General features: G+C 71.4%; 21 protein-coding genes and 1 pseudogene. 7 read left to right on the forward strand and 15 right to left on the reverse strand.

Annotated elements, in window-relative coordinates:
• The 13 genes and pseudogenes from ACFWZ2_RS22405 to ACFWZ2_RS22465 form a co-directional block, all read right to left on the reverse strand.
• Positions 1-265 (reverse strand): annotated as a pseudogene (locus ACFWZ2_RS22405) (hypothetical protein); the annotation flags it as partial.
• Positions 266-271: 6 nt separating this feature from the next.
• Entirely contained in the window at positions 272-817 is a 546-nt protein-coding gene (locus tag ACFWZ2_RS22410) for a GNAT family N-acetyltransferase (protein ID WP_384548254.1), read from the reverse strand.
• Between the two features lie 14 nt (positions 818-831).
• Positions 832-2,757 (reverse strand): TIGR03960 family B12-binding radical SAM protein, encoded by a 1,926-nt coding sequence (locus ACFWZ2_RS22415; RefSeq protein WP_384548256.1) that lies wholly within the window; start codon positions 2,755-2,757, stop codon positions 832-834.
• 49 nt (positions 2,758-2,806) lie between these two features.
• Positions 2,807-4,411 (reverse strand): CHAD domain-containing protein, encoded by a 1,605-nt coding sequence (locus ACFWZ2_RS22420; protein WP_384548258.1) that lies wholly within the window; start codon positions 4,409-4,411, stop codon positions 2,807-2,809.
• Positions 4,412-4,490: 79 nt separating this feature from the next.
• On the reverse strand, positions 4,491-5,093 hold the full coding sequence (locus ACFWZ2_RS22425; protein WP_384548260.1) for a hypothetical protein: 603 nt from the start codon (positions 5,091-5,093) through the stop codon (positions 4,491-4,493).
• Between the two features lie 119 nt (positions 5,094-5,212).
• The gene (rodA, locus tag ACFWZ2_RS22430) at positions 5,213-6,406 is read right to left on the reverse strand and encodes a rod shape-determining protein RodA (protein ID WP_384548262.1); all 1,194 of its coding nucleotides are present in this window, start codon (positions 6,404-6,406) and stop codon (positions 5,213-5,215) included.
• 3 nt (positions 6,407-6,409) lie between these two features.
• Positions 6,410-8,584 carry a penicillin-binding protein 2 gene (gene mrdA, locus ACFWZ2_RS22435; RefSeq protein ID WP_384548264.1) on the reverse strand — a complete coding sequence of 725 codons (2,175 nt, stop codon included), beginning with the start codon at positions 8,582-8,584 and terminating at the stop codon, positions 6,410-6,412.
• 52 nt (positions 8,585-8,636) lie between these two features.
• Positions 8,637-9,308, reverse strand: coding sequence for a rod shape-determining protein MreD (gene mreD, locus ACFWZ2_RS22440; RefSeq protein ID WP_384548266.1), 672 nt, complete (start codon positions 9,306-9,308; stop codon positions 8,637-8,639).
• 12 nt (positions 9,309-9,320) lie between these two features.
• Positions 9,321-10,274 (reverse strand): rod shape-determining protein MreC, encoded by a 954-nt coding sequence (mreC, locus tag ACFWZ2_RS22445; protein WP_384548268.1) that lies wholly within the window; start codon positions 10,272-10,274, stop codon positions 9,321-9,323.
• A 169-nt stretch (positions 10,275-10,443) separates the two neighbouring features.
• Positions 10,444-11,463, reverse strand: coding sequence for a rod shape-determining protein (locus tag ACFWZ2_RS22450; RefSeq protein WP_030362602.1), 1,020 nt, complete (start codon positions 11,461-11,463; stop codon positions 10,444-10,446).
• A 290-nt stretch (positions 11,464-11,753) separates the two neighbouring features.
• Positions 11,754-12,167, reverse strand: coding sequence for a nucleoside-diphosphate kinase (gene ndk / locus ACFWZ2_RS22455; protein WP_384548269.1), 414 nt, complete (start codon positions 12,165-12,167; stop codon positions 11,754-11,756).
• A gap of 115 nt (positions 12,168-12,282) precedes the next feature.
• A complete protein-coding gene (locus tag ACFWZ2_RS22460; protein WP_384548270.1) occupies positions 12,283-12,633 on the reverse strand; it encodes a DUF4233 domain-containing protein in 351 nt (116 codons plus the stop codon).
• A 5-nt stretch (positions 12,634-12,638) separates the two neighbouring features.
• Positions 12,639-14,159, reverse strand: coding sequence for a bifunctional folylpolyglutamate synthase/dihydrofolate synthase (locus ACFWZ2_RS22465; protein ID WP_384548272.1), 1,521 nt, complete (start codon positions 14,157-14,159; stop codon positions 12,639-12,641).
• Positions 14,160-14,314: 155 nt separating this feature from the next.
• Here ACFWZ2_RS22465 and ACFWZ2_RS22470 point away from each other — a divergent pair, with 155 nt between their 5' ends.
• Positions 14,315-15,322: a rod shape-determining protein gene (locus ACFWZ2_RS22470; RefSeq protein ID WP_384548274.1), complete on the forward strand. Its 1,008-nt coding sequence runs from the start codon at positions 14,315-14,317 to the stop codon at positions 15,320-15,322.
• A 23-nt stretch (positions 15,323-15,345) separates the two neighbouring features.
• Here the strand turns inward: ACFWZ2_RS22470 and ACFWZ2_RS22475 are convergent, their stop codons facing one another.
• Entirely contained in the window at positions 15,346-16,506 is a 1,161-nt protein-coding gene (locus ACFWZ2_RS22475; protein WP_384548276.1) for a sensor histidine kinase, read from the reverse strand.
• A 160-nt stretch (positions 16,507-16,666) separates the two neighbouring features.
• Here ACFWZ2_RS22475 and ACFWZ2_RS22480 point away from each other — a divergent pair, with 160 nt between their 5' ends.
• From ACFWZ2_RS22480 to ACFWZ2_RS22500, 5 genes are all read left to right on the forward strand, one after another.
• Positions 16,667-17,311 (forward strand): hypothetical protein, encoded by a 645-nt coding sequence (locus tag ACFWZ2_RS22480; RefSeq protein WP_384548278.1) that lies wholly within the window; start codon positions 16,667-16,669, stop codon positions 17,309-17,311.
• A 10-nt stretch (positions 17,312-17,321) separates the two neighbouring features.
• The gene (locus tag ACFWZ2_RS22485) at positions 17,322-18,464 is read left to right on the forward strand and encodes a sensor histidine kinase (RefSeq protein WP_384548279.1); all 1,143 of its coding nucleotides are present in this window, start codon (positions 17,322-17,324) and stop codon (positions 18,462-18,464) included.
• A complete protein-coding gene (locus ACFWZ2_RS22490) occupies positions 18,461-19,147 on the forward strand; it encodes a response regulator transcription factor (protein WP_384548281.1) in 687 nt (228 codons plus the stop codon). The genes ACFWZ2_RS22485 and ACFWZ2_RS22490 overlap by 4 nt, the downstream gene beginning before the upstream one ends.
• Positions 19,148-19,387: 240 nt before the next feature.
• The gene (wecB, locus tag ACFWZ2_RS22495; protein WP_384548283.1) at positions 19,388-20,557 is read left to right on the forward strand and encodes a non-hydrolyzing UDP-N-acetylglucosamine 2-epimerase; all 1,170 of its coding nucleotides are present in this window, start codon (positions 19,388-19,390) and stop codon (positions 20,555-20,557) included.
• A 41-nt stretch (positions 20,558-20,598) separates the two neighbouring features.
• Positions 20,599-21,948, forward strand: a complete 1,350-nt coding sequence (locus tag ACFWZ2_RS22500) for a glycosyltransferase (protein WP_384548285.1) — start codon at positions 20,599-20,601, stop codon at positions 21,946-21,948.
• Between the two features lie 84 nt (positions 21,949-22,032).
• Here the strand turns inward: ACFWZ2_RS22500 and ACFWZ2_RS22505 are convergent, their stop codons facing one another.
• A complete protein-coding gene (locus ACFWZ2_RS22505; RefSeq protein WP_384548287.1) occupies positions 22,033-24,657 on the reverse strand; it encodes a valine--tRNA ligase in 2,625 nt (874 codons plus the stop codon).
• Positions 24,658-24,793: 136 nt separating this feature from the next.
• Here ACFWZ2_RS22505 and ACFWZ2_RS22510 point away from each other — a divergent pair, with 136 nt between their 5' ends.
• Positions 24,794-25,762, forward strand: coding sequence for a hypothetical protein (locus ACFWZ2_RS22510; protein WP_384548289.1), 969 nt, complete (start codon positions 24,794-24,796; stop codon positions 25,760-25,762).
• Positions 25,763-25,999 lie beyond the last annotated feature (237 nt).

Consider the following 25,999-nt stretch of genomic DNA (forward strand, 5'->3'; position numbering starts at 1 on the left):
ACAGCCACGTCAGGACCGTGCCGACGCCGCGTCCCACGGGGCGCAGGGCCTTGAGGTACACGAAGCGGCCGCACACGGCGAGCGCGTCCCAGACCAGGCGCACCGGTACGACGAGGACGAGCACGGCGATCCGCACCGGGATGCGGATGGCGACGGCGAGACAGCCCTCGGCCTGCGGCGGTGCGGGGCTCGGCGGCCGCTCGGCCTGTCGGGCAGGCCGCTTCTCCAGGTCGACCTGCGGTGCGGGCCGTTTTTCCAGGTCCATGTCGTCCTAGACGCGTGCGGTGTCGGTTCGGATCCAGTAGCGCAGCTTCCCGCCGCGCTCGTCCTCGAAGACGCCGCCGGCCCCCTCGATCACCTTGCGGGAGCCGGTGTTGTCGGTGTCGCAGGTCACCAGGACGGATTCCAGGCCCAGTTCGGCGGCGTACGGCAGGCAGCCGCGGAGCATCTCGGTGGCGTGGCCGCGGCGCCGGGCGGTGGGGCGGACGTCGTAGCCGATGTGGCCGCCGTACTCGCGCAGGAAGCGCGTGGCGACGCTGTGGCGGACGGCGACGCGGCCGAGGTAGTCGGTGCCGTCGGTGTACCAGAGGGTGGTGACGGGGACGCCGAGCGGTTCGGCGGGGTGCGCGGCGGCGCGGACCTCGGCGACGTACGACCCGAAGACGGCGGGGTCGTGCCACCGTCCCGCGTAGTCGCGCAGGGTGCGGCCGAGCGTCGTGTCGTCGTCGGGGCCGCCGCGCCCCTCGGCCCGGAACTCCTCCATCGCGGCGATGAAGGAGCGGTGCACCAGGCCGGAGGGCACGACGAGTCGAGGCACTGCGGGTGCCTCGGTTACTTCACGACCGTGAGCGGCAGGAGCTTCTTGCCGGTCGGGCCGATCTGGATCTCCGTCTGCATCTGCGGGCAGACGCCGCAGTCGAAGCAGGGCGTCCAGCGGCAGTCCTCGACCTCGGTCTCGTCGAGCGAGTCCTGCCAGTCGTCCCAGAGCCAGTCCTTGTCGAGACCGGAGTCCAGGTGGTCCCAGGGCAGGACCTCCTCGTACGTACGCTCGCGCGTGGTGTACCAGTCGACGTCGACGCCCACCTCGGGCAGCGTCTTCTCGGCACACCGCATCCAGCGCTCGTACGAGAAGTACTCGCGCCAGCCGTCGAAGCGGCCGCCTTCCTCGTAGACGGCGCGGATGACGGCGCCGATGCGGCGGTCGCCGCGCGAGAGCAGGCCCTCGACGATGCCGGGCTTGCCGTCGTGGTAGCGGAAGCCGATCGAGCGGCCGTACTTCTTGTCGCCGCGGATCTTGTCGCGGAGCTTCTCCAGGCGGGCGTCGGTCTCCTCGGAGGAGAGCTGCGGGGCCCACTGGAACGGCGTGTGCGGCTTGGGCACGAAGCCGCCGATCGACACCGTGCAGCGGATGTCGTTCGACCCGGAGACCTCGCGGCCCTTCTGGATGACCTTCGTCGCCATGTCGGCGATCTGCAGGACGTCGTCGTCGGTCTCGGTGGGCAGGCCGCACATGAAGTACAGCTTCACCTGACGCCAGCCGTTGCCGTACGCGGTGGAGACGGTGCGGATGAGGTCTTCCTCGGACACCATCTTGTTGATGACCTTGCGCATGCGCTCGCTGCCGCCCTCGGGGGCGAAGGTCAGGCCCGAACGGCGGCCGTTCCTGGTCAGCTCGTTGGCGAGGTCCACGTTGAAGGCGTCGACGCGGGTCGAGGGGAGGGACAGGCCGATCTTGTCCTCCTCGTACCGGTCGGCGAGGCCCTTGGCGACGTCGGCGATCTCGGTGTGGTCCGCGGAGGAGAGCGAGAGCAGGCCGACCTCTTCGAAGCCGGTCGCCTTCAGACCCTTCTCGACCATGTCGCCGATGCCGGTGATGCTTCGCTCCCGCACGGGGCGCGTGATCATGCCGGCCTGGCAGAAACGGCAGCCGCGGGTGCAGCCGCGGAAGATCTCTACGGACATGCGCTCGTGGACGGTCTCCGCGAGCGGGACGAGCGGCTGCTTGGGGTAGGGCCACTCGTCGAGGTCCATGACGGTGTGCTTGGACACGCGCCACGGGACGCCGGACTTGTTCGGCACGACGCGGCCGATCCGGCCGTCCGGCAGGTACTCGACGTCGTAGAACGCCGGGACGTACACCGAGCCGGTCCTGGCCAGGCGGAAGAGGACCTCCTCGCGGCCGCCGGGGCGGCCCTCCGCCTTCCACTTCCGGATGATCTCCGTCATGTCGAGCACGGCCTGCTCGCCGTCGCCGATGATCGCGGCGTCGATGAACTCCGCGATCGGCTCGGGGTTGAAGGCCGCGTGGCCGCCGGCGAGCACGATCGGGTCGTCGACGGTGCGGTCCTTGGACTCCAGCGGGATGCCCGCGAGGTCCAGGGCCGTCAGCATGTTCGTGTAGCCGAGCTCCGTGGAGAAGCTCAGGCCGAAGACGTCGAAGGCGCCGACGGGGCGGTGCGAGTCGACGGTGAACTGCGGGACCCGGTGCTCGCGCATCAGGGCCTCCAGGTCGGGCCACACGCTGTACGTGCGCTCGGCGAGGACGCCCTCGCGCTCGTTGAGCACCTCGTAGAGGATCATGACGCCCTGGTTGGGCAGGCCGACCTCGTACGCGTCCGGGTACATGAGCGCCCAGCGGACGTCGCACTCGTCCCACGGCTTGACGGTGGAGTTCAGCTCACCGCCGACGTACTGGATGGGCTTCTGCACATGCGGGAGCAGAGCTTCGAGCTGTGGGAAGACCGATTCGACAGACATCGCGAACCTTCATGAGCGGCAGGGGTGACCATCAAGCGTACCCCGGCGTTCAGCTGCCGAGCGCCGCCCGCAGTTTCGGCCGGGAGGCCCTGGCCCACACCTGAGGCAGCTCCCGCTCCCGGTCCGCGGCGGCCGCCTCCTCCTGGCCGTACAGGAGCCCCCAGGTGAAGGCGGACTCCCCCGCCAGATGCGCCTGGACCGCCAGGGCCCGCAGCGTCTCGCGCGCGACCACGCTGTCCTGGTGGTCGCCCAGCACGGTCTGCACCGCCTTCATCCGCCTGGCGAACCGCTCCGCGGGCCTGCCGAGCGCCGGGGTGGCCGCCTCGCCCGCGTACCTCGCGCGCTTGGCGGCCTTGCGGGCGTCGTGCATCGCCAGGTCGCGCTCCTCGCCCGACGGCAGATCGAGGGCGCGCTCGACCCGGGCCGCGAGCCGGGCGTAGTCCTTGAGCAGCGCCTTGGGGAGCGCGTCGAGGGCCGGGGCGGAGGCGGCGGGGCGCAGCGGGGGCGCGGCGAGCAGCGCGTCGACGGTGTCCAGGAGCGCCAGATACCGCTTGCCGTCGAGCACGGCGACGGTCCTGCGCCGGGATCCCGTGCGGCGGGCGACGGTCCAGATGCGCAGCCGCCCGCGCACCGGGCCCAGCAGCAGCGTCCTCGGCAGCGCGGCGATGCGGGCCGTGAGCCGCTCGGTGAGCACCTCCCGGTCGCGGTCGACACCCAACTCGCCCGCGAGCCACTTGAGTTCCTCGCCCAGCGGATCGGTGACCGTGCGGTCGAGGATCTTCCGGTACGTCCGGAAGGCGCTGCGCATCCGGCGGGTGGCGACCCGCATCTGGTGCACGGCGTCGGGCAGATCGCGGCGGACGGCCGGGTCGAGGGAGACCAGGGCGTCGCGCTGGGCGCGGAGGTAGGCGAGGACGTGGTCGCCCGCGGTGCCCGGCCCCTCGCCGACGGCTTCCCGTACGGCATCGGCGACGGCCTCGCGCTTGCCCGCCTTCTTGCCGCTCTTGGTGGCTCCCTCGGGCCCGGCCTTCTTGGGCCTGTGTTCCTTGGGCGTGGTCTCGGCGAGCACCCGGCCGAGCTTCGAGGCGGAGGAGGACCGTCGTACGCCCGCCTTCTTGAGCTTCTTCTCGACCTTGTCGAGGAGCGCGGGGTCGCCGTCGTCCGCCAGCTCCACCTCGACCTCGGACCACGCGGCGGTGCCGCCGCCCCCGGTGAGCCGCTCGGCCCGCACCCCGTCGACGCTGACCTCGGCGAGCAGGGTGCCCTCGGCGTCGACGAGGTGGCGCAGGTCGCGGGCGGACAGCAGCCGGACGAGGGGCACCAGTTCGGCCTCGCGGACCCGGGAGCGGACCAGGCCGAGCAGCGCGCGCGGCACCGTCTCCGAGAGCGGCGCCCCCACCTCGTCCCGCACCCCCTCGGCGAGGGACACGGGCAGTTTCAGGTGCCAGCCCGCGTCGGCGCCGCCGGTGCGCCTGCGCAGCGTGATCGAGGCGGCGGCGAGGCGCTGGTCGGGGGTGTCCCAGTAGACGGCGTCCAGCTCGACGACGCCCTTGTCGACGACGTCCGCGACCCCGGCGACACCGGACAGGTCGGGCAGCGCCGCGTCCGCCCCGACGTCGTACTTCCGCTCGATCTCGCGCTTCGTCTCCGCCATGAACCGAATCTAGACGCGAAGCGCGACGCTGGGCAGTCCTCCGGCAGGAAGCCGACCGCTTCCCGCCGGAGGGAGGCCTTCATCCGTCCTGGGCCGGTCCCCCGCCCCGGTTCGGGGGCGGCATGGGCGGCAGGACGGTCTCGACGATCTGCTGGGCCAGGTCGATGCCGAAGCCCGCGAAGCTCTGGGCCGTGAGCAGGGACAACTGCGTGGTGAGCGCCGTGCCCGCGGCCAGCAGGCCGGGGTAGTCCGTCCTGGCCCGCGCGTCGGCCAGCTTTCTGCACTCCTTCTTGATGGCCTCCACGGTGGCCTTGAGGAGCGGGTTGTTCGCCCGGTGCCCTGGCGGCCCGCCCGGGATGATGGCCAGCAGGTTGTCGAGCGAGGTGTCCACCTCCACGAGGCCCTTGCGGACCCGCTCCGGGCTCATGTCGCCCTGGAGGACGTCACCGGCGAAGCTGGACACGGTGGAGTTGGCGTAGCCCTGTCTGCCGACGGTGTGGAACGTCCGGGCCTGCCGCTTCAGCTCGCGTTCGGTGGTCGGGTCCGGCGGTGGCGGGGCCTCCGTCGCCGCGGCCGGGGCGTCCGTCGCCGGTGCCGCGGCCGCCGCGGCCACCGGCAGCGGGCCGAGCAGCAGGGCCCCGCATGCCGTCGCCGCGGCGCATCCCAGGAGTGTCTTGCGCACGCTCAGCTCTTCTCTCTCTGCCTATGACTGATTGATAGTCAGATTCCGAGAGGGAGGAGCGGGGCGCCATCCGGGGCGGATCGGATTGCTCCACTCGGCGGGGCTCCGGTGGAGCGGGGCTATGCCGACATCGGCCGCTGCACCTTGATCGACTGCAGCAGGCCGACCGCCACCCAGACCGCGAACATCGATGAACCTCCGTACGACACGAAGGGCAGCGGCAGGCCCGCCACCGGCATGATGCCGAGCGTCATGCCGATGTTCTCGAAGGCCTGGAAGGCGAACCAGGCGATGATCCCGGCGGCGACGATCGTGCCGTACAGCTCGGTGGTCTCGCGGGCGATGCGGCAGGCGCGCCACAGGACGACGCCGAGCAGCAGCAGGATCGCGCCCGCGCCCACGAAGCCGAGTTCCTCGCCCGCGACCGTGAACACGAAGTCCGTCTGCTGTTCGGGGACGAACTGTCCGGTGGTCTGGGAGCCCTTGGTCAGTCCCGTGCCGGTCAGGCCGCCCGAACCGATGGCGATGCGCGCCTGGTTGGTGTTGTAGCCGACGCCCGCCGGGTCGAGCGCGGGGTTGGCGAAGGCCGCGAAGCGGGCGATCTGGTAGTCGTCGAGGACGCCGAGCTGCCATATGGCGACGCCCCCGGCGACGCCGGTGCCGAGCAGTCCGAACACCCAGCGGTTGGAGGCGCCGGAGGCGAGCAGCACGCCGAGCACGATCATCGCCATCACCATGACCGAGCCGAGGTCGGGCATCAGCATGACGATCATGACAGGGACGGCGGCGAGGCCGAGGGCCTGTACGACCGTGCGGTGGTCGGGGTGCTCCCTGTCGCCCGCGTCGACCCGGGCGGCGAGGAGCATCGCCATGCCCAGGATGATCGTGATCTTGCAGAACTCGGACGGCTGGAGCGACTGGCCCGCGATCACGATCCACGCGTGGGCGCCGTTGATGGTGGCGCCGAGCGGGGTCAGGACGAGCAGCACCAGGAAGACCGAGACTCCGTAGAGGATCGGTACGGCGGTGCGCAGCGTGCGGTGGCCGAGCCAGACCGTGCCCGCCATCAGGGCGAGACCGATGCCGATGTTGATGACGTGCTTGATCACGAAGGCGTACGGGTCGTCGCCGACGAGCTCGGTGCGGTTGCGGGTCGCGGAGTAGACGAGCGCGGAGCCGATCGCGGAGAGCGCGAGCGCCGCGAGCAGCATCGGCCAGTCCAGTCGGCGCACTATCGAGTCGCGGGCGAAGAGCCGCGACATGTTGGAGCGTTCGGGTCCGTACCCGGAGACGGAGAAACCACTGCCTGTCATGGTCTAGTCCCGCCTCCAGTTGGCCGGGGCACCGGCCAGCTCCTGCTGCTCGGCCGGCGGCTTGGGCGCCTCGGGCTTGTACGGCTTGATCTTCGGGGAGTCGATCGACCCGTCGGTCTCGATCTTCGGCAGGCTCTTCTGCGGTTCGGGCAGGAGCGCCTTCTTCTTGTCCTGGTTGCCGCTGTCGTCCAGGCCGTAGATCGCGTCGTAGATCTTGCGGACCGCGGGCCCCGAGGCTCCGGAGCCCGTACCGCCCTGGGAGATCGTCATGATGATCGAGTAGTCCTTGGTGTACGTCGCGAACCACGAGGTGGTCTGCTTGCCGTAGACCTCGGCGGTACCGGTCTTGGCGTGCATCGGGATCTTGTCCTGCGGCCAGCCGCCGAAGCGCCAGGCGGCCGTGCCGCGGGTCGCGACGTCCGCGAGGGCACCGTCTATGTCCTTCTGCAGCGCGGCGTCCATCGGCAGCTTGCCGTGCGACGTCGGCTTGATCTCCTGGACCTGCTTGCCGTCGGCGCTGATGATCGCCTTGCCGACGGTGGGGTTGTAGAGCGTGCCGCCGTTGGCGATGGCGGAGTAGATCGTGGCCATCTGGATCGGCGTGACGAGGGTGTCGCCCTGGCCGATCGAGTAGTTGACCGAGTCACCGGCACGCATCTTCATGCCTTCGAGGCAGTTCTCGTACGCGATGCGCTCGGTGTAGTCGCCGCTCTTCTTGCCCTGCTTGCACCAGGCGTCCTTGTTGGCCTTCCAGTAGTCCTTCTTCCACTGGCGGTCCGGGACGCGTCCGGTGACCTCGTTGGGCAGGTCGACGCCGGTCTCCTTGCCGAGGCCGAACTGGTGGGCGGTCTTGTAGAACCAGTCCTTGGCGTCCTTCTTCGGCTTGTTGCCGCCGTCCTTGGCCCACTGGTCGTGGCTGAGCTTGTAGAAGACGGTGTCGCAGGAGACCTCAAGAGCTTGGCCGAGGCTGATGGAGCCATGGCCCTTGGACTCGAAGTTCTTGAAGGTCTGGCCGCCGATGGAGTACGAACTGGGGCACGGGTAACGGCCGTTGAAGTCGTAGCCCGCGTTGACCGCGGCGGTCGTCGGGATGACCTTGAAGATCGAGCCGGGCGCCGCCTGGCCCTGGATCGCGCGGTTCAGGAGCGGGTAGTTCGACTTCTTGCCGGTGAGCTTGGCGTAGTCCTTGCCGGAGATCCCGCCGACCCAGGCGTTCGGGTCGTACGACGGGTTGGACGCCATGGAGACGATGCGGCCCGTCTTGTTCTCCATGACGACGACGGCGCCCGCGTCGGCCTTGTAGTTCTCGCCGGTGTTCTTGTCGAACTCGCCCCGCGCCTTCTTCATCGCGTCGTTCAGCCAGTACTCGGAGACGGCCTGCACGCGCGCGTCGATGCTGGTGACGACGTTCGCGCCGGGCTCGGCCTCGTCGGACTTGGCCTTGCCGATCACACGGCCGAGGTTGTCGACCTCGTAGCGGGTCACGCCCGCCTTGCCGCGCAGCTGCTTGTCGTACGTCCGCTCCAGGCCCGAGCGGCCCACCTGGTCGGAGCGGAGGTAGGGCGAGTCGGTGTCCTTGGCCTTGTTGATCTCTTCGTCGGTGACCGGCGAGAGATAGCCGAGGACCTGCGCGGTGTTGGACTTCCCGGGGGCGGCGTAGCGGCGGACGGCCGTGGGCTCCGCGGTGATGCCGGGGAAGTCCTCGGAGCGCTCGCGGATCTGCAGGGCCTGCTTGGGCGTCGCCTCGTCGGTGATCGGGATCGGCTGGTAGGGCGAGCCGTTCCAGCAGGGCTGCGGCGTCTTGGAGTCGCACAGGCGGACCTTGTCGGCGACGTCCTTGGGCGTCATGCCGAGCACGTCGGCGAGCTTGCCGAGGACCGCCTTGCCGTCGTCCTTCATCTTCATCAGGTCCGTGCGGGACGCGGAGACGACGAGGCGGGTCTGGTTGTCGGCGATCGGCACACCGCGCGCGTCGAGGATCGAGCCGCGCACGGCGGGCTGGACGACCTGCTGGACGTGGTTGCCGGAGGCCTCCTTGGCGTACTCCTCGCCGTTGCGGACCTGGAGGTACCAGAGGCGGCCGCCGAGGGTGAGCAGGAGGGAGACGACGAGGATCTGGATGACGATGAGACGGATCTGCACGCGTGGGGTGCGGCCCGTCTCCGGAATGTTGGTCACTGCTCCCCTCCCCTGATGCCCTTGGTGCGGTGGTCGGCGAAGTGCTGCGACCTCACAGGCGCTTGACCCCCTTGATGCGTCCCGCGCGCGCGACGCGTGCCTTGGCCGCCTTGGCCCGCAGGCCGCCGCGCTGGTTGCCGATGCGCAGTCCGGTGCCGGAGGAGAGCCAGCCGGATGACACGTCGGCGGCCTTGTTGGCCGGGGAGCTCTCGCCCAGCGGATCGTTCTCCGCGCGCCGGGCGAGGGCGATGATCAGCGGCACCGTGAAGGGCGCGAGCAGCAGGTCGTAGAGCGCGGCGGTGAACAGGAGCCCGCCGAGGCCCACATGGCGGGCGGCGGTGTCGCCGACCAGGGCGCCCACTCCCGCGTACAGCAGGGTCGATCCGATGGCGGCGCTGACGACCACGACGAGCGGTCCCGTGGCGGAGCGCAGCCGGCCGGTCTCGGGCTTGGCGAGGCCCGCGAGGTAGCCGATGACGCAGAGCACGAGCGCGTACCGGCCCGCGGCGTGGTCGGCGGGCGGTGCGAGGTCGGAGAGGAGTCCGGCGCCGAAGCCGATGAGGGCGCCGCCGACGTGGCCGTAGACCAGGGCGAGGCCGAGCACGGTGAGCAGCACCAGGTCCGGTACCGCGCCGGGCAGTTGGAGCCTGGCGAGGACGCTGACCTGGATGACCAGGGCGACGACGACCAGGGTGGTGGAGAGCAGGATTCGGTTGAAGCGCATGGGTCCGGTCTCCTACTGCTCGTTGCCGTTGTCGGCGCCGTCGCCCTGGGGCCGGCCCGACGGGGTGGCCGTGACGGTCACGGTCGGGGTCGGCTTGGGCTTCGTGGGCTTGGGCGGCAGGACCGTGTCCCGCGGGTCCTCGCGGGGCGCCTGGACGACGACGCCGACGATGTCGAGCTTGGTGAATCCGACGTAGGGCTTCACATAGACGTTGCGGGTGAGGTCGCCGCCGGAGGGGTCGACGCGGACGACCTCGCCGACGGGCACGCCGGGCACGAACGGCTTGTCCTTCTGCGAGCCGAAGGTGACAAGCCGGTCGCCCTTCTTGACCTTGGCCTTGCCGTTGAGCAGCTGGACGGAGAGCGGCCGGTCGCCCTGTCCGGTGGCGAAGCCGAGCTCGTCGGTCTTCTCCATGCGGGTGCCGACGGTGAAGTCGGGGTCGTTGGCGAGCAGGACGGTCGAGGTGCTCGGGCCGACCGTGGTGACGCGGCCGACCAGGCCGTCGCCGTTCAGTACGGTCATGTCGCGCTTGAGCCCGTCGTTCGCACCGGCGTCGATGGTGACGGTCCAGGAGAAGCCCTGGGCCGCTCCTATGCCGATGACCTCGGCGCCCTTGATGCCGTACTGTCCGGCGCCCGCCTTCTTCAGCATGCTGTCGAGCTGGCGCACGCGGCTGCGGTTGCGGTCGTCGCTGCCGAGCTTCGCCTTCAACGCGGCGTTCTGGCGCTCCAGTTCGGCGATGCGGTCGTGCCGCTCGCCGGAGTCGCGGACCGCGCCGATCGCGTTGCCGACCGGGTCGACGGCGGAGGAGACACCCTCCTCGACCGGGCCGAAGACGGTGGCGGCGGCCTGGCGGGCACCGTCGACCGGTGAGTCCTCGCCGCCGCGGATGTCCACCGTGATCAATGCGAACGCGATGGCTACCAGCAGCACCAGGAGCAGCCGGCTCTCTCGTGTGTCCCTCACGTGCGGCGGCGTGCCTTCCTCAATCGGATTCCGTGAAATCTGCGCGTTCCACGGGGTTCTGGGGAATTCCTATGCCTTGCCTATATATCAACGATCCGCCGCACGAGGTGGCAGGCACTCGTACGGCGGACCCCTGTTGTCAGGGTGTTCGCGTCAGGTCATCCGCGCGTCATCTGCGCGGCTGGGCGTCGAGCACCTGCTGCAACGCCTCGAACTCCTCGACGCACTTGCCCGAGCCGAGCGCCACGCTGTCCAGCGGGTCCTCGGCGATGTGGATCGGCATGCCCGTCTCGCGGCGAAGGCGCTCGTCGAGGCCACGCAGCAGGGCGCCGCCTCCGGTGAGAACGATGCCGCGGTCCATGACGTCACCGGAGAGCTCGGGCGGGCACTTGTCGAGGGTCGTCTTGACCGCGTCGACGATCGCGTTGACCGGCTCCTCGATGGCCTTGCGGACCTCGGCGGCGGAGATGACGACGGTCTTGGGCAGCCCGGAGACCAGGTCCCGGCCGCGGATCTCGGTGTGCTCGTCGGCGTCCATGTCGTACGCCGAACCGATGGTGATCTTGATCTGCTCGGCCGTGCGCTCGCCGAGGAGGAGGGAGTACTCCTTCTTGATGTGCTGGATGATCGCGTTGTCCAGCTCGTCGCCCGCGACGCGGATCGACTGTGCCGTGACGATTCCGCCGAGCGAGATGACCGCGACCTCGGTGGTGCCGCCGCCGATGTCCACCACCATGTTGCCGGTGGCCTCGTGGACCGGCAGGCCGGAGCCGATGGCCGCGGCCATGGGCTCCTCGATGATGTGCACCTGGCGCGCACCGGCCTGCGAGGAGGCCTCGATCACGGCACGGCGCTCGACGCCGGTGATGCCCGACGGCACACAGACGACCACGCGCGGGCGGGCGAGATAGCGCCGCTTGTGGATCTTCAGGATGAAGTAGCGGAGCATGCGCTCGGTGATCTCGAAGTCGGCGATGACGCCGTCCTTCAGCGGGCGCACCGCGACGATGTTGCCGGGCGTGCGCCCGATCATCTTCTTCGCTTCGGCGCCGACCGCGAGGATGCCACCGGTGTTGGTGTTGATCGCGACGACGGACGGCTCGTTGAGTACGATCCCCCGACCCCTGACGTACACCAGCGTGTTGGCGGTCCCGAGGTCGACAGCCATGTCACGGCCGATGAACGACATGTTGTTCCCCATGAGGATGCGTCTGGCCTTCCCTAGTGGAGCGTGTAAGGGCTTTTTAGGTAGGCGAGGTGGGTGCTGTGTGGCAGTGGAGGCTTCCATCGTAGTCTCGGCCGCGCGAACACGGCGCGAGGGTCTTCGCCATTGTCAGCAGATGATGCGCCGCCCCGCTCTTGGAGACGTGCCATCGGAGGCACGGGTTCCCCCAATTGGGGTGCATATGCCAAGAGACGGCCGAATTTCTTCGGCCGTCCCTGGTCACGGCGGTCCAGCCCTGACATGGAGTCAGAAAACTATGCGGCGGCCGGGAAGAAGATCTTGAGCTCGCGCTCCGCGGACTCCTCCGAGTCCGAGGCGTGGATCAGGTTCTCCCGGACGATGGTGCCGAAGTCGCCACGGATCGAGCCCGGCGCCGCGGCGATCGGGTCGGTCGGCCCGGCGAGCGCGCGCACGCCCTCGATGACCCGCTCGCCCTCAACGACGAGCGCGACGACGGGACCGGACGACATGAAGGCGACCAGCGGCTCGTAGAAGGGCTTGCCCTTGTGCTCGCCGTAGTGCTGCTCCAGGGTCTCCTGGTCCAGCGAGCGCAGCTCCAGCGCGGAGATCGTCCAGCCCGCCTTGCGCTCGATGCGGCCGATGATCTCGCCGATCAGGCCACGACGGACGGCGTCGGGCTTGAGAAGGACGAGGGTGCGCTGGCTCATGTGCGGCTCCAAGAGGTGTTCCTACGATTGGGCCGCACGATACCGGGGGCGGCTACACGGCGTTACCTCCGGCCTCCGCCCCGGTCCCCCGCCATGCCCCCGCCCCTGCCCCGCGCTACGCCTCCGCCCCCTCCGCGGCCTGCGCCGCGAACCTGGCCTTCGCCTCGTCGACCTTGCGCCCGAAGTGCACGGAAGCCCACCACAGCGCGGCGAACGCCGCCCCCATGAAGAACATCGTCGGCACCACGAACCCACTCGCGATCAACGCGATCTGCAGGGCCCAGCCGAGCTGCACCCCACCCGGCCGGGTGATCACGCCGCACAGCAGCACGCACAGCAGCATCGCGATGCCGCTGACCGTCCACACCGTGCCCATGGTCAGGTCGGGGTCCTTCATCGCGACCAGACCGGCGAAGCCGATGATGAAGAACTCGCCGATCAGCGTCGAAGCGCAGAGCGTACGCACAGGAGTCAGCCCCTCCCCAGGAGCAGTCGGGCCTCGCCGACGGTGATGACGGAGCCGGTGACCAGGACGCCGCCGCCCGCGTACTCCCCCTCTTCCTCGGCGAGGGTGATCGCCGCCTCCAGGGCGTCGTCGAGGCGCGGCTCGACCTGGACGCGGTCGTCGCCGAAGACCTCGACGGCGAGCGCGGCGAGGGCGTCCGCGTCCATCGCGCGGTGGCTGGTGTTCTGTGTGACGACGACCTCGGCGAAGATTGGCTCGAAGGCTTCGAGGAGGCCCTTCACGTCCTTGTCGTCGCTCGCGCCGATCACGCCGATCAGATTGCTGAAGTCGAAGACCTCGCTGATCGCGGCGGCGGTGGCGCGGGCGCCCGCGGGGTTGTGCGCGGCGTCCAGGACGATGGTGGGCGAGCGGCGCACGACCTCCAGGCGGCCGGGCGACGAGACCGTGGCGAAGGCCTTGCGGATCGTCTCGACGTCCAGCGGCCGCGCGTGCTGCGAGCCGATGCCGAAGAAGGCCTCGACCGCGGCGAGCGCCACCGCCGCGTTGTGCGCCTGGTGCTCGCCGTGCAGCGGCACGAAGACCTCTTCGTACTCCCCGCCGAGGCCGCGCAGGGTCAGGAGCTGACCGCCGACCGCGACCTGACGGGACATCACGCCGAACTCGAGGCCCTCGCGGGCGACCGTCGCGTCGACCTCGACGGCCTTCTTCAGGAGGACCTGCGCCGCGTCCACCGGCTGCTGGGCCATGATCACGGTGGCGTCCGGCTTGATGATGCCGGCCTTCTCCGTGGCGATCTCGCCGGGCGTGGCACCCAGGCGGTCCGTGTGGTCCAGGTCGATGGGCGTGACGACGGCGACGGAGCCGTCGATCACGTTCGTCGCGTCCCAGCTGCCGCCCATGCCGACCTCGACGACGGCCACGTCCACGGGGGCGTCCGCGAACGCCGCGTACGCCATGCCGGTCAGGACCTCGAAGAAGGAGAGCCGGTACTCCTCCTTGGCGTCGACCATCTCCACGTACGGCTTGATGTCGTTGTACGTCTCCACGAAGCGCTCGGCCTCGATGGGGGCGCCGTCCAGGCTGATGCGCTCGGTGATCGACTGCACGTGGGGCGAGGTGTAACGCCCGGTGCGCAGCTCGAAGGCCGAGAAGAGGGCCTCGATCATGCGGGCCGTGGACGTCTTGCCGTTCGTGCCCGTGATGTGGATCGAGGGGTACGCGCGCTGGGGCTCGCCCAGGACGTCCATCAGCGCGGAGATACGGCGGACGGACGGCTCCAGCTTCGTCTCGCCCCAGCGGCCCGCGAGCTCCGTCTCGACCTCGCGCAGCGCCCTGTCCACCTCCGGGTCGGTGGGGCGCGCGGGGATGTCGCCCTGCGGCGGGCCCGCCTGGGTGCGCAGGGTGCGGCTGCCCGCCTCGATCACCGCGAGGTCGGGATCGCGGTCCGTCTCGGCGCCGACGATGTCCTCGAAGGCGTCGTCCGGATCGGTCGGGTGGTCGTCGTCGTGCGGGGGGAGGTCACTCACGTACGCCAGTCTACGGAGCGGCACCGACACTCGCCCTCAGGACCTGCCCCGGAGCCCCCGATCCCCGGAAGGGACCTTCGTCGGGACCTTCGGCCCGTCCGGTTCGGGACCTTGGTCCCTCCGCTTCGGGGTGCCGTTGGGCAAACTTGGCGATCATGGACATAGGTATCGACCTCGGCACAGCGAACACCCTCCTCTACGTCCGCGGCCAGGGGATCGTGCTCAACGAGCCGTCCGTGGTCGCCGTCCGGGAGGGCAAGGGCGGGGCGCTCGCCGTGGGGGCGGAGGCCAAGGAGACCATCGGGCGGACGCCCGGGTCCATCACCGCGATCCGCCCGCTGCGGGACGGCGTGATCAGTGACTACGAAGCCGCCGAGGAGATGATCCGGCACTTCGTGCGCAAGGCCGTGCCGGGGCGCCGCCCCCGTACGCGCATGGTCGTGTGCGTGCCGAGCGGGGTCACGCCCGTCGAGCGGCGCGCCATCGTGCACGCCTCGCAGCGGGCCGGGGCGCGCGCCGTGCACCTGGTCGAGGAGCCCATGGCCGCGGCGATCGGGGCGGGCCTGCCGGTCGCCGAGCCGCGCGGCTCCATGGTCGTCGACATCGGCGGCGGCACCACCGAGGTCGCCGTCATCTCGCTCGGCGGCATCGTCACGGCGCAGTCGCTGCGGGTCGGCGGGGACCGGCTCGACCTGGCGATCACCGATTTCGTCCGCAAGGAGCACGCGCTGCTCATCGGCGAGCGCACCGCCGAGGACATCAAGGTCGGCATCGGGTCCGCGTGGCCGGTGCCGGGCGAGGACGCCTTCGAGATGCGTACGTTCACCGTGCGGGGGCGGGAGAAGGTGGGCGGCCTGCCGAAGACCGTGGACCTCACCGCGCGCGAGGTGCGCGGCGCCCTGGACGAGCCCGTCGAGCAGATCATCGCCGCCGTCAAGACGACCCTGGAGGAGTGCCCGCCGGAGCTGTCCGGCGACATCATGGAGCACGGCATCGTGCTGACGGGCGGGGGCGCCTTGCTGCCCGGCCTCGATCTGCGGCTCGCCTCCGCGACCGGCATCCCGGTGTTCGTGGCCGAGGATCCGCTGGACAGTGTGGCGCTGGGGTGCGGGAAGTGCGTGGAGGACTTCGACGGGCTCGAGCGGGTGATGTCGGCGGCGTAGGCGCTCCCTGCGGGGTGCGGGCGTCAGCTCAGTTCGCCCGCGGGGAGGCGTGCCCACACCTCGTACGTCCCCGCCCGCGGGCCCGCCGAGAACACGCCGCCCACCGCGCGGACCCGCTCGGCCATGCCCGTGGTGCCGGTGCCCGCGGAGACGGGGGCCGACGCGGGGGCCGTGGCGGGCAGGGCGTTGCGGACCGTGATGCCGAGGTGGCCGTCGCCCACTTCCACGCGCACGGACACGGTCTCGCCGGGGGCGTGCTTGGCGGCGTTGGTCAGGCACTCCTGGACCACGCGGTGCACGGCGGCCTGACGCAGCGGTGAGAGCCGGTACGCGGCGGCGTCGACCAGGAGTTCCACGGGGCTGCCCGCGCGGCCGCTGCACTCGGCGAGTTCGGGGAGCGCGGCGAGGCCGGGGGTCGGGGCGCCGTCGGTGCCGCGCTGCACGATGATCTCGTTGAGCATGCGGTGCGCGCTGCGCGCCGTCTCCGAGAGTTCCTCGAAGCCGTCCTCGAAGGGCCCGCCCGCGGCCCTGCGGGCGAGGACCTGCGAGCGCACGCTCAGGAGCGTCAGCTCGCGTCCGACGAAGTCGTGCACGTCGCGCGAAATACGGGTGCGCTCCTGCTGGACGGCGTGCAGGGTGTCGGTCTCGGCGCGCTGCGCCTCCAGCGCGTGCACCAGGTCCCGCCGGTTCGCGGCGACGCCCACGCCCGCCGCGAGCACGCCGATCGGGACGACCAGGCTGAGGAACGAGCTGAGGGTGTCGCCGCGGTGCGCGGGCCAGCCGGGCTGGTTGAACATGGCGTACGCGAACGCGACGTATCCGATGACCCCGAGCGTGCCCGCGCGGCGGCCCCGGTAGCGGCCCAGGGAGTACAGCGCGAACTGCGCGAGGGTCAGCTCGTGCAGCCAGCCCAGGAAGAACAGCGAGACGAGGTACGTCACCCAGGGCGCCCGGCGCCGCACCAGCAGCGAGGCCGCGCCGACGGCGAGGGCCAGGGCGGCGAGCGGGCCGTTGAGGGAGTTGTCCGCCGCGGCGAGGCCGGGGACGTCCAGGCTCATCAGGGCGAAGGCGCTCAGGGCCGTGAGCACGTCGAGGGCCCGGGGTGCCTGCGCCCAGCGCCCGGCGAGGCGGCCGGCCGTCGCCGTCGCCTGGCGGATCGCCTGGGCGGCGGGCAGGTTGCGCATGCCTTCCATCATCCAAGGTCTTTCGGCCCGTTTCACCGGACTTACGTCCTTCATTTGGTGATTTGTGGCACTGCTCCGCTTTGGCCGGGTCATGGCCACAACGGGTGTACGTACGGCGCGGCGGCCCGGCACCGGGCCCCACCGGGGGTCAAATCGGACCATGTGGTATGCCCAGAACTCCGCCAGGCGGACCCATCAGCTCGCCGGTGACGCCGGGGTGCTCCTGTGGACCGCACTGTGGGCCACCGCCGCCGTCATCGCGTACCGGCTGGCCTGTCTGCTCGCACTCCCCCGCGCCCTGCAGGAGCACAGCGGTCCGCTGCCCCTGATCGGCGGGCGCGCCGACACGGCGCTGCGGCGCGTGGCGGGCGCCGTCGACGCCATGGATCCGGTGACCGTACGGACCGCCGTGGCCATCGGCGCCGTCGCCCTCTTCGTCGTACCCGTCGGCCTCCTCCTCGGCATCTGGCTGCCCCGGCGGCTGCGCTGGATCCGGCAGGCGGGCGCCGCCCGCGACCTGGCCGCCAGCGACGACGGCCGCGAACTGCTCGCCCTGCGCTCCCTGCTCAGACCGCTCGACGAGGTCGCCGCCACCGCGTCGGAGATCCCCGACGCGACGCCCGGCAGCCTCGCCTGGGGCTGGCGGCACGGCGATCCGGAGACGCTCGACGCGCTGGCCGCCGCGGAGCTCGAGCGGCTCGGGCTCGACTTCGCGCCGTCCCCCGCGGCCCCGGAGCCCGTCGGCCGCCCGGTGCCCGCGCAGGCCGCCGAGCCCGCCGAGACCGCCGCCGACCGGGTCGGGTAGGGCCGCGGCCGTGCCCCAGACCACCCTGCGACTGACCGCACAGGTCGCCGAAGCCCTGCTCACCGCGGTGCCCGAGGGTGCGCTCCTCGTCGGCGCCGACGACCGGGTGATCGCCGTCAACCAGCAGCTCATCGAGCTGGCGCGGCTGGAGGACGTCGACACCTCGTCCGGCGCGCCCGTCGAGGCGCTCGCCACCGCCGTCGCGGAGCAGCTGCCCCCGGGCAGCACGGCGCTGCGGCAGCTCAACCGCCGCCAGTTCCCGCGGCGGTCCGAGGTCCGGTTCCTCGACGGCCGGATCGCCCTGATGAGCCGCAGGCCGATCTCCGTGGACGGCGAACGCGTCGGCTTCCTCTGGCTGATCGAGGACATCACCGAACGGCGCCGCCGCGAGGACGACCTGCGGCGCCACGTCCACACCCTGGGGGACCTCGCCCGCGAACGCGCCGAGTTCACCGCCCGCGCCTCGCACGAGCTGCGCACCCCCCTCGCCACCATCCTCAGCTTCTGCGAGCTGCTCATCCCGCCCGCCGGCGGCCCGCTCTCCGCCACCCAGCAGACCTATCTGGAGACCATCCAGCGCAACGCGCAGCGCATGCAGGAGATGGTCGACGGGCTGCTGCACGCCTCCTCCACCTGCTCGCGGACCCGCCCGGAGACGAAGTACGCGCGCGTGGACATGGCCCGGCTCCTCGGACGCCTCACGGACGACCTGCTGCCGCGCGCCACGGCCGCGGGGATCTTCCTCGTCCACGACCACGAGCCCGGCCCCGCCGCCTTCGCCGACCGCGCCCAGCTGGAGAACGCGCTCGCCGCGCTGCTCGACAACGCCGTGAAGTTCACCCCGCGCGGCGGCACCGTCACCCTGTCCGCCCACCCCTACGACGAGCCCGAAGGCACCGGCTGGGAGATCGTCGTCGCCGACACCGGCATCGGCATCCCCAAGGAGTTCCAGGAGGAGGTCTTCACCGAGTTCGTCCGCGCCCCCAACGCGCGCCGCGGCGCCTACCCCGGCACCGGCCTCGGCCTCTCCGCCGTGCGCGACACCGTGCGGCTGCACGACGGGCACATCGCCCTGCACGGCGGGGAGGGCGACGGCACGACCGTGGTGGTCCGGCTGCCCACGGGGAGCTCCTCCCTGGCCGGGCACGGATGACGTCCCTGCTCGTCGTCGAGGACGATCCCGACCTCGGCATCGCGCTGCGCGCCGTCCTCGGCCAGGCCGGGTACGAGACGGTGCTCGCCGAGGACGGGCACGCGGCGCTGCGGCTGCTGTTCGCCGAACGGCCCGCCCTGATGATCCTCGACCTCATGCTGCCCGGGCTCGACGGCTGGGAAGTCCTGGACCGCACCCGGGACATGACCGACCTGCCCGTCCTCATCCTCTCCGGCCGGACCAGCCCCGCCGAGCGCGTGCGGGGGCTGCGCGCGGGCGCCGACGACTATGTGACCAAGCCCTTCGACGCGCAGGAGCTGCTCGCCCGCGTCGAGGCGCTGCTCCGGCGCAGCAGGCCCGACCAGTGGCGCGGGGACTATGTGGAGGCGGGTCTTCGGATGGTGCCGGAGCGGCGGTCCGCGGTGTGGCAGGGGCAGGAGATCCGGCTCAGCGACATCGAGTACCGGCTGCTCCAGGTGCTCGTACGCAACCGGGGGCGCGTCGTCACCACGGAGCAGCTGCTCGACCTGGTGTGGGACTCGCCCGACGGTGCCGGGCGGGAGCGGGTGAAGTTCGCTGTCCTTCGGTTGCGGCGGCGGCTTGCCGTGCCGGAAGCCGCGGGCGTCGAGGACCCGTTGGAGTCGGTGCGGGGGCTCGGGTACCGGTATCGGGGGCCTCGGTAACGGTTGGTCGTTCTCCGGCCGCGGGCCGGTGGGGGTTGCTCGCGCCCACACGGCGGAGCCGCAAAGTGTCACAGCCCCGCACCCCTCACAGGGCCGAAGGTCCCGGTCCAAGGTCCCGATCCCCGGGCACCGGTCACTCGCAACCGTCGCGCAACCGAGGTCGATCCGGGGGCGCAACCATCGGCCCGCACTCTCCAGGACGTAAGCCACTATGTCCCGTTCCTCCTGGAGTGCACCCGAGTGATCACCACCGCCGCCGCCACCCACCAGCTCCCCGCCGGGAGCGTCGCCATCGTTCTCGGCACCCGGCCCGAACTGGTCAAGCTGGCGCCCCTGGTGCGGCTGCTCGGTCCCGCGGCGCGGCTGATCCACACCGGGCAGCACTACGACGACTCGCTCTCGGGGCGGTTCCTCGCCGAGCTCGGGCTTCCCGAGCCCACCCTGCTCGACGGGGTCGGCGGGCAGGCGCGGGCCGTGCAGATCTCCGTGGCGCTCGGGCAGCTCGACGCGGAGTTCGCCGCCCGGCCGCCCCGCGCGGTCGTCGTGCAGGGCGACACCAACGCGGCGCTGTCCGGCGCCCTTGCCGCCAACGCCCGCGACATCCCCCTCGTCCACATCGAGGCGGGCCTGCGCAGCCACGACCGCGCGATGCCCGAGGAGCACAACCGCGTCCTGATCGACCAGCTCTCCGACGTCCTGTGCGCGGCCACCGAGGACAACCGCGCCAACCTCGTCGCCGAGTCGATCCCCGCCGAGCGGATCGCCGTCACCGGCAACACCGTCGTGGCGGCCGTGCACGACGCGCTGCCGGGCCCCGCCGAGCGCGCCGAGCTCCTCGCCGCGCACGGCCTGACCCCGGACGCGTACGTCCTGGCCACCGTGCACCGCCCCGAGAACACCGACGACCCGGCGGCGCTGCGGGCCGTCCTGACCGAACTGGCCGCGCTCGCCGAGCAGTTGCCCGTGCTCGTCCCGCTGCACCCGCGCACCCGCGCCCGCGCCGAGGCCGCCGGGCTCGACGCCCTGCTCGCCCCGCTCACCCTGCTGCCGCCCATCGGGTACGGCGAGTTCCTCGCGCTCGCCCGGCACGCCGCGCTGCTCGTCTCCGACTCCGGCGGCGTGCAGGAGGAGGTCACCGTCCTCGGCCGCCCGCTCGTCGTCGTACGCCGCTCCACCGAGCGCCCCGAGGCCATGGCCGCGGGCTTCGCCGAGCTCGTCGACGCCGGTCCCGCCGTCGGCCATGCCGCGCGGCGCAGGCTCGCCGAGGGCCGGGCCGGGCTGCACCGCCTGGCCGCCACCCCCAGCCCGTTCGGCGACGCCGCGGCCTCGGAACGCATCGTCGCGCTCCTGACGGAACTGGTGGCCGACGGCGCCGCCGAGCGCCCCGACCCGCTCCCGACGGCAGCCTGACCGCCGCCCCGCCCGCCCCTCCCCTCCTCCTGGACTCCGCGATGCTGACCCCCGACATCCTCCTTTTCCTCTTCCCCTTCGTCCTCCTGGTCTGCTTCTTCCTGTACTGGGCGGGCGCCCGCCACGCCTATCTGCGGCGCCCCGCGCACGAAGGCGGCGACTCCGGCGCCTTCGCCTGGCACTTCTTCGTGCCCTGCCGCGACGAGGAGACCGTCGTGGGCGCCACCGTGACCCGGCTGCGCACGGACTTCCCCGCCGCGCACGTGTGGGTCGTCGACGACGCGAGCGAGGACCGCACGGCCGCCGTCGTCGCCGCGCTCGCCGAGGACGACAAGCGCGTCCACCTGGTGTCGCGACGCAGGCCCGACGCCCGCGTCGGCAAGGGTGCGGCCCTGAACGCCGCCTACGCCGAGCTGGACGACTTCCTGCCCGCCGGCACCGACCGCTCCCTGGTCGTGGTGTGCGTCGTCGACGCCGACGGACACCTCGCCCCCGACGCGCTCACCGCCGTCAGCGGCCCCACCGGCTTCGGCGACCCGGAGATGGGCGGCGTGCAGGTCAGCGTGCGGATGCGGAATGTCGAGGAGCACCGCCCGCTGCCCGGGCACGGCCGCCCGCGCAATGCCCTGGCCCGGCTCCTGGTCCGCATGCAGGACATGGAGTTCGCCGTCTCCAACGCGGCCATGCAGCTCCTTCGCGTCCGCACCGGCTCCGTCGGGCTCGGCGGCAACGGCCAGTTCACGCGGCTCACCGCCCTCGACCGGATCGCCGCCGCCGAGCGCCGCCCCTGGCAGCGCGACGCGCTCCTTGAGGACTACGAACTGGGCCTGCACATGATCCTGGGCGGCTACCGCGTGACCCACATCGCCGACACCCACGTCTCCCAGGAGGGCCTGCCGCACGCCCGTCGCTTCCTGACGCAGCGCACCCGCTGGGCGCAGGGCAACCTGCAGTGCGTGCGGTACACGCCGCGCATCGTCGGCTCCCGGCACTACTCGGGGCGCGGCGTCCTGGAGACGCTCTACACCTTCATGCTGCCCCTGGCGCTCGTCGCGAGCCTGGTCCTGGCCGTGCTGCTCGTGGCCGCCCTCGCCCTCGGCCACGAGCCCCTGGACGGGGCGCTCGGCGCCTGGCCGCTGCTGCTCGTCCTGACCCTGCTCTCGATCCTGCCGTTCGCCCTCTGGGGCCCGGTCTACCGCAGGGACTTCGCGCCCCACCACTCCTGGATCAAGGGCCTGTTGTGGGGCTTCGCGCTGTGGCTGTACGCGTACCACGTGTACGTGGTCTCGACCCGCGGGTTCCTGCGCGTGCTGCGCGGCAAGAACGGCTGGGCCAAGACGCGGCGCAACGCGGAGGCCGTGGGGACGGGGCCGGTCGCCACGGAGGCGTAGGACGGGCGGGACGTGCGGGACGGCGAAGGCCCCCGGGACCGATGACGGTCCCGGGGGCCTTCAACTACGTACGCCCATAAGGCATTACGCGGCGGGCAGCGCCTCCAGCTGCGCCTGCAGCCGTGCGATGTCGCCCTCCGCCTTGGTGAGGCGGCCGCGGATCTTGTCGACCACGTTGTCCGGGGCCTTGGCCAGGAACGCTTCGTTGCCGAGCTTCGCCGTGGCCTGGGCCTTCTCCTTCTCGGCGGCGGCCAGGTCCTTGGCGAGGCGCTTGCGCTCGGCCGCCACGTCGATCGTGCCCGACAGGTCGAGCGCGACCGTGGCGCCCGAGACCGGCAGCGTCGCCGTCGCCGTGAAGGCGTCGCCCTCCGGCTGGAGACGGAGCAGCTGACGGATGGCGGCCTCGTGCGGGGCGAGCGCCGTGCCGTCGAGGGCGAGGCGGGCCGGGACCTTCTGGCCCGGCTGCAGGCCCTGGTCGGCGCGGAAGCGGCGGACCTCGGTGATGACCTGCTGGAGGGTCTCGATCTCCTGCTCGGCGGCGGCGTCGCGGAAGCCGCTGTCGGTCGGCCAGTCGGCGATCACGAGCGACTCGCGGCCGGTCAGCGCCGTCCACAGCGTCTCCGTCACGAACGGGACGATCGGGTGGAGCAGGCGCAGGGTGACGTCGAGGACCTCACCGAGGACGCGGGCCGAGACCTTCGCGCCGTCGCCGCCCGCCATGAACGTCGTCTTGGACAGCTCGACGTACCAGTCGAAGACCTCGTCCCACGCGAAGTGGAAGAGGGCGTCGGAGAGCTTGGCGAACTGGAAGTCGTCGTAGAGCGCGTCGACTTCGGCGACCGTCGCGTTGAGCCGGGACAGGACCCAGCGGTCCGTGGCCGACTGCTGCTCGACCGGCGGCAGGTCGCCCTCGATCGTCGCGCCGTTCATCATCGCGAAGCGCGTGGCGTTCCAGATCTTGTTGGCGAAGTTGCGCGAGCCCTGGACCCAGTCCTCGCCGATCGGCACGTCCGTGCCGGGGTTGGCGCCGCGGGCGAGCGTGAAGCGCAGGGCGTCCGAGCCGTACTTGTCCATCCAGTCGATCGGGTTGACCGCGTTCCCGAAGGACTTCGACATCTTCTTGCCGAACTGGTCGCGGACCATGCCGTGCAGCACGATCGTGTGGAACGGCGGGGTGCCGTCCATCGCGTACAGGCCGAACATCATCATCCGGGCGACCCAGAAGAAGAGGATGTCGTAGCCGGTGACCAGGACGGAGTTCGGGTAGAACTTCTCGAGCGATTCGGTCTGTTCGGGCCAGCCCAGCGTGGAGAACGGCCACAGGCCCGAGGAGAACCACGTGTCGAGCACGTCGTTGTCCTGGCGCCAGCCCTCGCCGGTGGGCGCCTCGTCGTCGGGGCCGACGCAGACGACCTCGCCGTTCGGGCCGTACCAGACCGGGATGCGGTGGCCCCACCACAGCTGGCGCGAGATGCACCAGTCGTGGAGGTTGTCGACCCAGTCGAAGTACCGCTTCTCCATCTCCTGCGGGTGGATCTTGACCTTGCCGTCGCGGACCGCGTCACCGGCGGCCTTCGCGAGCGGGCCGACCTTGACCCACCACTGCATCGAAAGCCGCGGCTCGATGGTGGTCTTGCAGCGCGAGCAGTGGCCGACCGAGTGCGAGTACGGACGCTTCTCGGCGACGATGCGGCCCTCGGCGCGCAGCGCGCCGACGATCGCGGAGCGGGCCTCCAGGCGGTCCAGGCCCTGGAAGGGGCCGGGGACCGTGATGACCGCGTGCTCGTCCATGACGGCGATGTTCGGCAGGCCGTGGCGCTGGCCGATCTCGAAGTCGTTCGGGTCGTGCGCCGGGGTCACCTTGACGCAGCCCGTGCCGAACTCGGGGTCGACGTGCTCGTCCGCGACGACCGGGATGGAGCGGTCGGTCAGCGGCAGCTTGATCAGCTTGCCGACGAGGTGCTTGTAGCGCTCGTCGTCGGGGTGGACGGCGATGGCGGTGTCACCGAGCATCGTCTCGGCGCGGGTGGTGGCGACGACGAGCGTGTCGTCCCCCTCGCCGTACTTCAGCGAGACCAGCTCGCCGTCGTCGTCCTGGTACTCGACCTCGATGTCCGAGATCGCCGTCAGACAGCGCGGGCACCAGTTGATGATGCGCTCGGCGCGGTAGATCAGCTCGTCGTCGTACAGCTTCTTGAAGATCGTCTGGACGGCCTGCGAGAGGCCCTCGTCCATGGTGAAGCGCTCGCGCTCCCAGTCGACGCCGTCGCCGAGGCGGCGCATCTGGCCGGAGATCTGGCCGCCGGACTCGCCCTTCCACTTCCAGACGCGCTCGATGAAGTCCTCGCGGCCCAGGTCGTGGCGGGACTTGCCCTCCTTGGCGAGCTCGCGCTCCACGACGTTCTGCGTGGCGATGCCCGCGTGGTCCATGCCGGGCTGCCACAGCGTCTCGAAGCCCTGCATGCGCTTGCGGCGGGTGAGGGCGTCGATCAGCGTGTGCTCGAAGGCGTGGCCCAGGTGCAGCGCGCCGGTGACGTTCGGCGGGGGGATGACGACGGTGTACGGCGGCTTCTCGCTCTTCTCGTCCGCGGAGAAGTAGCCCCGTTCTACCCAGCGCTCGTACAGCGGCCCCTCTACCTCGGCCGGCGCGTACTGGGTCGGCAGTTCGGGGGTGGTCGCTGGGGGCTGCTGCTGAGCGTTCTCGGTCACGCGGCCAGTTTAGAGGGGTCCACGAGCGGTCCCGAAACCGGAATCATCGATATCGGTTGCCGCCCTTGGCCCCATGGTGACGCGGCGTCGTTCAGGATGTCCGGGACACGTCAGCGTTCGGAGGGGGACCCACGCAATGAGCCACCACCAGCCGGGACCGTACGACGGGCAGCAGCCGGGCCCTTACGGCCAGCAGCCACCGCAGCAGCCCGGCCCCTACGGCCAGCCGCAGCAGCCCCAGCCCGGCTACGGATTCCCCCAGCAGCCGCCCGGACCCCCGCCGCAGGACGGCTACAGCCAGCCCCAGCAGCCGGGCCCCTACGGGCAGCCGCCGCAGCAGGCTCCGTACGGGCAGCAGCAGCCCCAGGCCCCGTACGGCCAGCAGCCCCAGGCCCCCTACGGACAGGTCCCGCCTCCTCCCCCGCAGGGCGGCGGCAGGAAGAAGACCGGGCTCGTCATCGGCGCGGTCGCGGTGGTCGCCGCGCTCGGCGTCGGCGCGTACTTCCTCTTCGGCGGCGACTCGACGTCGGTCGAGGACGACGGGGCGCACAAGCTGGTGCTTCCCGCGTCCGTGGGCGAGTTCAAGAAGGGCGACGACACCAGCGGCTCCGGCCAGGGACCGCTCGGCTCCGGCGATCCCGAGCGCGCCGCGGAGATCGGCATCAAGAACCCCAAGAGCGCGTCGGGGAACTACGAGTCGGGCGAGGCGCTCAAGGGGAAGCAGATGAGCGTCCAGGGCTGGTACGGCGAGATCGACGACCCCGAGCAGGCCGTCGACGACGGATTCGCCAAGGGCCACGAGAACTCCGACAAGGGCACGGGCGACAACACCGGCGACTCCGAGGAACTCAGCTGGGAGGGCAGCCCCGAGACCGTCGAGCCCGCGGGACTCGACAACGCCGTCATGAAGTGCCAGACCGCCGCCATCTCGGAGGGCGACGAGAGGTCGACGGTGCCGATCTGCATCTGGGCCGACCACAGCACGTACGGCATCGTCTTCGGCGTCGACATGGCCGCGATGGCGAAGGGCGGCGGCGGCATGTCCACGGACGAGGCGGCCGGGTTCGCGGCCGATCTGCGCAAGGCGGCCCGCGTGAAGGCGTGACCACGCATTCTTCGCATACGCGACGCAAGGCCCGGAAGCCCCACCGCTTCCGGGCCTTCGTACGTCCGGCCTCTGGAACAGCACATCAACAACTAGGCATCGATCCGGTCCGGCCGCCCCGCGCCCCGCGGCCATCCGCCAGGATGTTCGGAACACATAAGCATCGGGAGGGAACCCCAGTAATGAGCTACAACCAGCCGGGCCCGTACGGCGGGCAGCAGCCGCAGCAGCCCGGGC

The sequence above is a fragment of the Streptomyces sp. NPDC059002 genome, from assembly GCF_042740435.1.
In the GTDB taxonomy this organism is placed as follows: domain Bacteria; phylum Actinomycetota; class Actinomycetes; order Streptomycetales; family Streptomycetaceae; genus Streptomyces.

Coding starts and splice junctions, on each gene's coding strand:
- ACFWZ2_RS22475 (WP_384548276.1), bottom strand. CDS start 16,506: ATGCGCAACCTGCCCGCCGCCCAGGCGATCCGCCAGGCGACGGCGACG.
- ACFWZ2_RS22470 (WP_384548274.1), top strand. CDS start 14,315: ATGGACATAGGTATCGACCTCGGCACAGCGAACACCCTCCTCTACGTC.
- ACFWZ2_RS22490 (WP_384548281.1), top strand. CDS start 18,461: ATGACGTCCCTGCTCGTCGTCGAGGACGATCCCGACCTCGGCATCGCG.
- mreD (WP_384548266.1), bottom strand. CDS start 9,308: ATGCGCTTCAACCGAATCCTGCTCTCCACCACCCTGGTCGTCGTCGCC.
- ACFWZ2_RS22500 (WP_384548285.1), top strand. CDS start 20,599: ATGCTGACCCCCGACATCCTCCTTTTCCTCTTCCCCTTCGTCCTCCTG.
- ACFWZ2_RS22420 (WP_384548258.1), bottom strand. CDS start 4,411: ATGGCGGAGACGAAGCGCGAGATCGAGCGGAAGTACGACGTCGGGGCG.
- ACFWZ2_RS22510 (WP_384548289.1), top strand. CDS start 24,794: ATGAGCCACCACCAGCCGGGACCGTACGACGGGCAGCAGCCGGGCCCT.
- ndk (WP_384548269.1), bottom strand. CDS start 12,167: ATGAGCCAGCGCACCCTCGTCCTTCTCAAGCCCGACGCCGTCCGTCGT.
- rodA (WP_384548262.1), bottom strand. CDS start 6,406: ATGACAGGCAGTGGTTTCTCCGTCTCCGGGTACGGACCCGAACGCTCC.
- ACFWZ2_RS22480 (WP_384548278.1), top strand. CDS start 16,667: ATGTGGTATGCCCAGAACTCCGCCAGGCGGACCCATCAGCTCGCCGGT.
- ACFWZ2_RS22415 (WP_384548256.1), bottom strand. CDS start 2,757: ATGTCTGTCGAATCGGTCTTCCCACAGCTCGAAGCTCTGCTCCCGCAT.
- ACFWZ2_RS22450 (WP_030362602.1), bottom strand. CDS start 11,463: ATGTCGTTCATCGGCCGTGACATGGCTGTCGACCTCGGGACCGCCAAC.